The 6,000-nt window shown below is 64.2% G+C and carries 8 protein-coding genes; 5 read left to right on the top strand and 3 right to left on the bottom strand.

Features of this window, described 5'->3' with window-relative positions; translation table 11 throughout:
* The first annotated feature begins 78 nt into the window (after window positions 1–78).
* From IVB47_RS11145 to IVB47_RS11155, 3 genes are read left to right on the top strand one after another with little or no spacing between them, the layout of a single operon-like run.
* On the top strand, window positions 79–876 hold the full coding sequence (locus IVB47_RS11145) for a helix-turn-helix transcriptional regulator (protein ID WP_247461586.1): 798 nt from the start codon (window positions 79–81) through the stop codon (window positions 874–876).
* 56 nt (window positions 877–932) lie between these two features.
* Window positions 933–1,595, top strand: a complete 663-nt coding sequence (locus IVB47_RS11150; protein ID WP_247461588.1) for an SRPBCC family protein — start codon at window positions 933–935, stop codon at window positions 1,593–1,595.
* Window positions 1,595–1,957: a metalloregulator ArsR/SmtB family transcription factor gene (locus tag IVB47_RS11155; RefSeq protein WP_247461591.1), complete on the top strand. Its 363-nt coding sequence runs from the start codon at window positions 1,595–1,597 to the stop codon at window positions 1,955–1,957. Before IVB47_RS11150 ends, IVB47_RS11155 begins: the two co-directional genes overlap by 1 nt.
* A gap of 38 nt (window positions 1,958–1,995) precedes the next feature.
* Here the strand turns inward: IVB47_RS11155 and IVB47_RS11160 are convergent, their stop codons facing one another.
* The 3 genes from IVB47_RS11160 to IVB47_RS11170 all read right to left on the bottom strand — a co-directional run bounded on the left by IVB47_RS11160 (window position 1,996) and on the right by IVB47_RS11170 (window position 3,447).
* Complete coding sequence (locus IVB47_RS11160) at window positions 1,996–2,400, bottom strand: MAPEG family protein (RefSeq protein ID WP_247286483.1); 405 nt, start codon at window positions 2,398–2,400, stop codon at window positions 1,996–1,998.
* A gap of 25 nt (window positions 2,401–2,425) precedes the next feature.
* Window positions 2,426–2,839 carry a GFA family protein gene (locus IVB47_RS11165; RefSeq protein WP_247286481.1) on the bottom strand — a complete coding sequence of 138 codons (414 nt, stop codon included), beginning with the start codon at window positions 2,837–2,839 and terminating at the stop codon, window positions 2,426–2,428.
* A gap of 110 nt (window positions 2,840–2,949) precedes the next feature.
* A complete protein-coding gene (locus tag IVB47_RS11170) occupies window positions 2,950–3,447 on the bottom strand; it encodes a peptide deformylase (protein WP_247461594.1) in 498 nt (165 codons plus the stop codon).
* Between the two features lie 405 nt (window positions 3,448–3,852).
* On the opposite strand from IVB47_RS11170, the gene IVB47_RS11175 reads away from it, so the two are divergent.
* Together IVB47_RS11175 and IVB47_RS11180 are read left to right on the top strand one after the other, a co-directional pair.
* Window positions 3,853–5,073, top strand: a complete 1,221-nt coding sequence (locus tag IVB47_RS11175; protein ID WP_247461595.1) for an MFS transporter — start codon at window positions 3,853–3,855, stop codon at window positions 5,071–5,073.
* 62 nt (window positions 5,074–5,135) lie between these two features.
* Window positions 5,136–6,000 (top strand): EamA family transporter (locus IVB47_RS11180; RefSeq protein WP_247461597.1); only part of this gene is annotated, 865 nt, incomplete at its 3' end.

Genomic DNA, 6,000 nt, shown 5'->3' on the forward strand with positions numbered 1-6,000 from the left:
GCCACGCCGAGATCCTATCGACTTTCCTGTTCGCTCGATTTAGATATTCTGCCAATCAATTGCTAAAAACCGGCAAGCATGCGGCAGCCGCTCCGTTTTCCATGGCTTGATCTCGACGTGGATGATGTTTCCGCGCCCGTCATCGCCGTGCGCGTCGACGTGATCGGGACCAAGGGCGAGGTACCCGATCACAGGCACCGCAAGGGGCAACTTGTCTTTGCGCTGGGCGGCGCCGTGACGTGCCGCGTTCCCACGGGTCTGTGGATGGTGCCGCCGCATTGCGCGGTGTGGATTCCCGGGGGCCTGCAGCACAGCAACCTCGCGACAGAAAATGCCCGGCTGTTCTTCGTTTATATCGAGCCTGACCGCGTGGACCTGCCGGATCGCTGCTGCACGCTTTCGATCTCCCCGCTGCTGCGTGAAGTGATCGTCGAGTTGTCCGATCAGATCGCGGATGACGAGGCGAGGGTGGACCTTCTGGCGAGCGTCCTGCTACGCGAGCTTCCTCGCATGCCGGTTCAGCAGCTCCATCTGCCGCTCTCGCCCGAGCCGCGCTTGAAGAAGATTGCCGCAGCGTTGGCGAAAAACCCTTCCGATCGCAGGACGCTGGCCGAATGGGCCGATCGCGTCGCGCTGAGCGAGAGCAGCCTCGCGCGCCTCATTGTCCGGGAGACGGGCTTAAGCTTCGGGCGTTGGCGCCAGCAATTGCACCTGACCGTCGCCTTGCGGGAGCTGACGTCCGGCGCCAGCGTGCAGCAGGTGTCCGCCGATCTCGGCTATGACTCTGTCGCGGCCTTCATCACCATGTTCAAGAAGGCGCTCGGAAAACCGCCGGGCAAATATCTGAGCGGCATCTCCTCAGAATATAAGAGTTGACTTATATTAGCTTAGGCCGATATTAATCATGGCACGCAACGACAAGGAGTAGCGCCATGGAGATCGACGTGGTCAGGGTATTGGGGCTGGTTACGCGCTCGGTGAGGAATTTCGAGAGGGACGGGAAAGCGGCCAGTGCGGTGACGCTGACGCGGCTATACGAGACGAGCGTCGATGATCTCTGGGACGCAGTGACCAGCCCACAACGCATTCCGCGCTGGTTCTTGCCGGTCGATGGAGATCTCCGGCTCGGTGGAAAGTACCAGCTCAAGGGAAATGCCGGCGGCACCATCACGGCGTGTACGCCGCCGACCCATTTCGCGGCGACGTGGGAATTCGGCGGCGCGATGAGCTGGATCGATGTCAAGCTGACGGCAGAACGAAACCAGGCGCGGCTGACGCTTGAGCACACCGCGATCATCGAGGATCATTGGAATCAGTTCGGTCCAGGGGCAGTCGGCATCGGCTGGGATCTCGCTATTGCGGGGCTGGAGCGATATGTTGCGACCGGGGCATCGGTCGACCATGAGACGGCCGAGGCATGGATGGGCTCTCCCGCGGGCAAGGAATTCATGACGAGCAGCGGCGAGTATTGGCGCGCGGCGCACGTCGCAAGCGGCGTGGATCCTGCCTCCGCGAAGCAGCGGTCGGACCGCACCATCGCTTTCTATCGCGGCGAGACGCCGCCCGACGTTGCGCATCCGGGCAGAGGAAGCTGATGCAAATCTTCGATGTCCTTGCCGATCCCGTCCGCCGTCGCATCCTCGAGCTGCTTGCGCCCGGCGAGATGGCGTCCGGTGAGGTCGTCGAGGCGATCGGAGCGGAGTTCGGGATCACGCAGGCCGCCGTGTCGCAGCACCTCAAGGTGCTGCGCGAGAGCGGCTTCGCGACCGTTCGGGCGGAGGCGCAACGACGGCTCTATTCGGTCGATGCTGCGGGGCTTCGCGCGGTCGACGCATGGGTCGGCCAGTTCAGGAATTTCTGGGAGCCGAAGTTGGACGCCCTGGCGACGGAGATCGCGCGCGGCAAACGCGAGCGTCGCAATGCTCCAATGAACAAGCGGTGCGGGAAGCGGGCGTGAAGGCATCGCGGCAAAGGCAAAGTCGCCAAGGCGTCGCTTCAGTGAGGCACGAAAGGCGCTGCCAAGACTGCAAGCATGCCAAAGCTGGCGATATTCCAGAACAGTGAGCGGACGAGCGGTACGCCGGATAGGTAAAGCGCGGTGTAGGCGATGCGTCCGCCAAGATAGGCGATCGATCCCCAATAGGTCAGCTCGTTGTGAGCGCCTGCGGCGTGAGAGATGAGGATCGCGGCGGCAAAGAATGGAAACGTCTCCATGTAGTTGCGGAAATTTCGGTTGAGCCGGCCGGCGATGGGCTTGAGCGGCGGCATCTCGGTGTCGCGCGAGCTCGCAGCCCATCTGAGGCCGTATTGCAGGTTCGCGGCTTGCGCGGCGGCGACAAGCTGTACGAAGCCCCAGACGATTGCGGCGGCCAGCATCGATAGCTCGAAGCTCATCGCCATTGGCTGTCTCCCAATCTGCAAAAAATCAGCGCGATCCCGGGTGCCATTCCGGGAGTTTGGGAATCCCGGGATCGAGGTGATCCCAGGCATATCCGCGCGAGCAGAACAGCACGACGGACGGTTTGAACGTGCTGGCATCGTCAAGCGTGCCGACATAGATGCCGATAAACTCCGGCTTATCGTCCGGCTTGTTATAGATCGGCGAGCCGCAGTTCGGACAAAACCCCTTGCGCTTGACTGCGCCGCTGTCGGCAGTGCGCTCGATTTCGCGCACCTCGCCTGTCACCGAGACTGCGCTACGCGCGAACACGAAGATGGAGCTGTGGCCGCTGCCGGTGTCGCGCTGACAGTCGCTGCACTGGCATTGGAAGCCGCGGATCGGCGCGGACGCGATGGTGTAACAAACCGCGCCACAGGCGCAACGACCTGAATGAGTCATTCGTGTCCCTCCCGACGGGGCCGACCGTTCCAATCATATCAGGCTGGTTTGACTTCTCCATATCGAACAGGCGGCGCGACTTCACACAAGTCCGATCTTTGCCGGCCCGCTCACCCGCGCGACATCTTCTCGAACTTCTTCACCAGCCGCTCCCGCTTCAGCCGCGACAGCCGCTGGATCCAGAACATCCCGTCGAGCTGGTCGATCTCGTGCTGGTGGCAGACGGCGCGCAAGGAGTCCGACTCCTCGCTGTGCATGTTGCCGTCGAGATCCTGATAGCTGATCCGCACGCGGGCGTGGCGCTGGACGTCGTCGTTGACACCGGGCATCGAGACGCTGCCTTCGCGATGCAGGATCATCTCGGGTGAGGCCCATTCGATCTCCGGATTGACGTAGGTGCGCGCGCCGTCCTTGGCGTCGAGCTCGAGCACGACGACGCGCAAGGGCACGCCGATATGCGGCGCCGTGATGCCGATGCCGGGCGCGGCGCGCATGGTCTCGAGCAGATCATTTGCAAGCTCGCGGAGCGTTGCGTCGAATGCCGTGACGGGGCGGGCCGGCAACGTGAGGCGGCGGTCGGGATAGCGGACGATCGGGCGAATGGTCATGCAGGGCTCTTACCACTCACGCTTGATTTCCTGGTTCCGGCGGTCTGGCTCACCATCGGCGCATGGCGGCGGCGCGCCAGGCAGGCGCACTTGGGCTGACGCGATGGCGTTGGCGGGATCATGACATCATGCCGGTGTTTTGCCCGACGAGTCAAATCGCCGGCGCCGCAGGACCTTGGCATCGCAAATTGCTCGCGTCGTAAGCCATTGATCCGATTGGCGCGGGCTACTGTGCATGGGGTTGTTTTCGCGTTTGTTGTTGGCAACTATGTCGCCAACAAACGGATTAGGCGAAGCCTGGGCTCGGCCGAAGTCGAAAAAATTGCCCCGATGCCGTGGTGCCGGCTGTCGGCGGGCGCAGTTCCCGTTCGTCTTCCACCCAGACAGACCTGACGGGAGACCAAAATGAACTCTTCCTCCTATCGCTGGGTGATCGTCGCCGCGGGCGGCTTGCTCGGCTGCGTCGCCATCGGCGGCATGTTTTCGCTGCCGGTGTTCCTGCAGCCGATCGCAAAGGATACCGGCTGGTCCGTGACCGGCATCTCCAGCGCGATGACGATCGGCTTTCTGGCGATGGCTTTCACCAGCATGGCCTGGGGCACGCTGACGGACCGGTTCGGACCGCGGCCGGTGGTGCTGACGGGATCGACGGTGCTGACCGTCAGCCTGTTCGCGGCGAGCCACGCCACCTCGCTGCTGGCGTTTCAATTCGTCTTTGGCCTTCTGGTCGGGGCGTCCTGTGCCGCGATCTTCGCGCCGATGATGGCGACCGTGACCGGCTGGTTCGACACCCATCGCAGCCTTGCGGTCTCGCTGGTGTCGGCTGGCATGGGCATGGCGCCGATGACGATGGCGCCGCTCGCGGCCTGGCTCGTCTCCGGCCATGACTGGCGCACCTCGATGCAGATCGTGGCGCTGGTGGTCGGCGCCATCATGATCCCGGTCTCGTTCCTGGTGCGCCGCCCGCCGGCGCTCGCGCACGCCGTGGCCGCGCCTGCGGCCGAGGGCGCCGCGCAAGGTGAGATGTCGATGGGAGAAGCGCTGCGCTCGCCGCAATTCCTGATCCTGCTCGCGACCAACTTCTTCTGCTGCGCCACTCATTCCGGCCCGATCATTCACACCGTCTCCTATGCCGTGAGCTGCGGCATCCCGCTGGTCGCGGCGGTGACGATCTACAGCATCGAGGGCTTTGCCGGCCTGGGCGGGCGCATCGCCTTCGGCCTGATGGGGGACCGTTTCGGCGCCAAGCGCGTGCTCGTCTCGGGCCTGCTGTTGCAGGCCTTCGGCGCACTCGCCTATGTCTTCGCGCATCAGCTCGCGACGTTCTACGCCGTCGGGGCCGTCTTCGGCTTCATCTATGCCGGCACCATGCCGCTCTACGCGGTGCTGATCCGCGAAAACTTTCCGCTCAAGATGATGGGCACGGTGATCGGCGGCACCGCCATGGCCGGCAGTCTCGGCATGGCTACGGGCCCGCTCGCCGGCGGCCTGATCTACGATGCGTTCTCGAGCTACGCCTGGCTCTATATCGCCTCCTGGGCGATGGGCCTCGGCGCCTTCCTGATGGCGATGAATTTCAAGCCGTTCGCGAAGCGGCGAGCGGAACTGGCGCCGGCGGCGGCGTAACGAAACCAAAGCCCGCCGGCCCGGTTGATGAGCTTGACCTTCGAGCAGGTTGCGAGTTCATCATGTCGCTTTCAAGAGTGCATGTGGCGATCGTCCTGGCATTTGCCGCCATCTATCTCGTGTGGGGCTCGACCTATCTGGCGCTCGCGCTGGCGCTGCAATCCCTGCCGCCGTTCACGCTGATGGCGGCGCGCTGCCTGGTCGGAGGCGCCATCCTGTACGGCGCCGCACGCTTGGCGGGCACGTCCTCGCCGCCGGCGAGAAGCTGCATGATCGCCGTGATCTGCGGCGTCTTCTTCTTCGTGGGGTGTCACGGCGTACTCGCCTATGCCCAGCAGCGCGTGCATTGGGGGCTGGCCGCAGTGCTGCTGGCGACGATTCCGCTCTGGATCGTGCTCTTGCAGGTGATCTTTCCCGGCAGCGAGCGGCCGACTTGGAAGACCGTGGGGTTTCTGATTCCCGGTGTCATGGGCGTTGCGCTGATCGCATCTCACGAAGCGTCATCCGGCAGCAGCGAACTGCGCGCGAGCGACGTCTTTCTGCTGCTTGGCGCGGCGCTGTCCTGGGCCGCGGGCACGTTCGTGTCCGAGCGCTATTCGGGAAAATTCTCGCCCGTTGCGCTGTCGGGGCTGGAACTGCTGGCCGGCGGCGTGGTGCTGCTGGCGATCGGCGCCGCACGAGGCGAGCTCGGCGGCGTGAACCCGTCGAATGTCACGACGACGTCGATTGCAGGCTGGGCCTACCTGACGCTGATGGGCACCGTCGTCGCGTTCGCGGCCTATATCTGGCTGCTCAAGCAGGTGGCGTCGACGCTGGTCGCGACCTACACTTTCGTCAATCCGATCATCGCGGTCCTGCTCGGCTGGGCCTTTCTCGGCGAGACCCCGTCGCTCTGGATGCTGGCGGGCGCCGCCCTGGTCATTGCCT

This window comes from Bradyrhizobium sp. 62 (assembly GCF_023073035.1).
Lineage (GTDB): Bacteria > Pseudomonadota > Alphaproteobacteria > Rhizobiales > Xanthobacteraceae > Bradyrhizobium.